Below are 2,688 nucleotides of genomic sequence, written 5' to 3'. Positions count from 1 at the left end.
TAAAAAAATCATATATTACTTTTCAGTATATTTTAAACAATTTTAAAATTAATATCAGATTTCAACAGTCCCATTATCGGCGAATAAAGATTTTCACATTGTACGAATGTCTTGCGTACAGCTAATAACTTCAAACCACCCCGCTCTTGAAACACAGAAGGCTTTGTTGGACGTTTTTAAGCTTCGATATGGTTTTTCATGCATATTTTTAAAACGGCTCTTAAATCGCCTTAAAAGGCCCATTCCTAATTGGATGATTATAACTTTAGAACTATTTAGGTGATAAAAATTAATTTAGCAATTATTAAACATCTTTAATAGGTCTAATAACATTCAAATCTTCTTTAAGTGTAAAAAGTTCATGCCAATATAAATCTTCAGTATTAAACATATCGACACTTACCACCCCTAAATAGTAAGGAACATTAGGGAATGAAAAAGGTCCACCACTTTCAAATAACTCTTTAAATGATTTTCTTAAAATTTCATAGACTTGATCTGGTTTTCGATCACTACCTTCTTTCCAATATTTCTGACTGTCATATATTTTTTCTGCAGAATGGCGTCCAAAAATCTCTTTTCCATGATGCATTAAGAAATCTGACATATCGCAACCATCAGCACCATGAATAGTTATTGGATCAAATACTATATATTTAGGTGATGTTTGTCTTAACTTATCTTTTTTAGGCTCACTTTCAGTACCGAGACAAAAATAAGAGTGTGTAAAATCATTAGTAGACCAAGGTGAATGACTTCTTAATACAGACCCTAATTTTTGTAAAGAAGAACCTGAGGCTACATAATCGACAAAAATAACATGTGGTTTATTAACAATGTGTTTATTGAATTTTTTGCTGAAATATTTCATAATAGATGATTCCAAATCAATAACACTATCATCTTTAAGTGAACCTCTTAGAGTCATTGATTGTATTGGATTAGTACATCTTTTCATCATTGATTCAAAGACCCATTTATATATTTTAGGTCCCTGACCAAGGAAAACAATAAGACAATCTTTTTTTGTTTCATCTTTTACTTTTCTGGAAAAGTGTTCTAGTTGAGAACATGTATAAATTACGCTGTTAACAACACATCGAGGAATACTATAAAAAACATACTTTTTATAATCATCATAACTATGATGCGCCTCTGGTATAAAACATTTATCTTTTAGATTGTTATTTTCTATCATTAAGCTACGTAGTAAATTTTCATTTTTTTCTACTATTAGCATTGTATTTGACCCTATGTAAAAATAATTTAAAACATCATTATAGTGTATTTTAATTAAATTAGTCTATTTTTAATTGATTTATCATTTCAAGGAAATGGGGACGAATATACAAACTAGAAATTTTAATTTATTACATGCCTATTTAACACCCATTCGCTTTGGGTTTTATCCAATGCGTAATGAACCTTTAGATACTCGTTGTAATTTGGAAAATTAGCAATAGGGAAGAGTGCTCTTAGACAGATCTAAAGGATACTTTTTGAAGGATTGATAAAGGCTCAATTCGCATTTAAAAGCAATTTCGTATATTTTTATGCGGAAATCAACACTGCTTTAGTTTCCGTTTTAGCTTCCGCATAGGCGGTAAGTGGGGCAGTAAAGTCGGCTGATTTCTAAAACTTTTTAAATGATTTTTTTAGTTGTTGTAAATGTGAAATGCTAATTTGTTTTTGTTCTTTTATTGCTGGATTGTGTTTTAATGGTTGGATAATTTCTTGCTCTTGTTCTAGTGTAAAATGTTCTGCATTTGGTTTGTATTTTGCTGTAAAAATTACACCTACTGGAGTTCTTCCAAGCTTCTTAACTTCGTAATTGATTTTGATATCTGTATGTTTATTTATTTGAGTTTTTGCAACTTCTAAAACATCTTTTTTAAAGTTTGAAAATCTCGGATACTTATCATAAAGCCCTAGTTTGTTTTTGATTTCTTCTATAGAAAATTCTTTCTTTAAACTTCTGTTAGGTGCCATTTTTAAGACATATAAAAGCATTTCATATATGCGAACTGAATTAGGCGAAGTTATGCCAACAGTTTGCTTCAATTTATATTCTAAAAAGTCCCTATCGCACTTAATAAGCTGATTAATTTCATCACTAAATTTAAATCCTATAGTACCATTTCGATTATCTTCTTTTGATACTATCAGGCGACAAGTGACCCAGATTTTACCGTATTCTTCATCTTGCTTTATATATGTCACTTTTCTATCAAAAAGAGAACTTAAAGCATTATTAAATTCTTTATACATAGCTGTTCTATGCTCTAAACCATAGAATTTTGTTAGTTCGTTCAAAGAAATAAAAACGGTTCTGTTTTCTGAGTGAAAAGGATTGGTTTTAGCTATTGCATAGTTAAATAATCTCATTTCATCTAATGATAATCTGTAGATAGCATCTACAAAGGTATCTTTTTTAGTTACTATTATTTCTTTGTACATTTTGCTTGCAAGATATAAGTCAATACAAACAGATTAAATGCTTTATCAATATTGATCAAGCATAAACCATTGAATTACAAGCATAATAAAAAAAAATCCCCCGTATGCATTGTTACATAAGGCTTACAGAGGTTCAAAAAAAAAGCTCTATAATGGCTTTGTTTCTTAACCCCTTAAGGTCTTCTAGTTGGTGTATTTTAGGCAGTTCTATGACTAATGGGCATACCTAAA

At 29.7% G+C, this 2,688-nt stretch carries 2 protein-coding genes; both read right to left on the bottom strand.

What is annotated here, in order from left to right:
- Nucleotides 1–304: 304 nt before the first annotated feature.
- The gene (locus AB8E56_RS11510; protein ID WP_329481251.1) at nt 305–1,240 is read right to left on the bottom strand and encodes a hypothetical protein; all 936 of its coding nucleotides are present in this window, start codon (nt 1,238–1,240) and stop codon (nt 305–307) included.
- A gap of 392 nt (nt 1,241–1,632) precedes the next feature.
- Nucleotides 1,633–2,457, bottom strand: a complete 825-nt coding sequence (locus AB8E56_RS11505; RefSeq protein WP_329481249.1) for a replication initiation protein — start codon at nt 2,455–2,457, stop codon at nt 1,633–1,635.
- Between the last annotated feature and the right edge of the window lie 231 nt (nt 2,458–2,688).

Origin of the sequence: Francisella sp. 19X1-34 (genome assembly GCF_041102755.1) — a bacterium.
Lineage (GTDB): Bacteria > Pseudomonadota > Gammaproteobacteria > Francisellales > Francisellaceae > Francisella.
This window is presented reverse-complemented; position numbering and strand designations above follow the sequence as displayed.

Bases quoted from the DNA above. Each gene is read 5' to 3' on its own strand.
- AB8E56_RS11510 (WP_329481251.1), bottom strand. From the start codon at position 1,240: ATGCTAATAGTAGAAAAAAATGAAAATTTACTACGTAGCTTAATGATA.
- AB8E56_RS11505 (WP_329481249.1), bottom strand. From the start codon at position 2,457: ATGTACAAAGAAATAATAGTAACTAAAAAAGATACCTTTGTAGATGCT.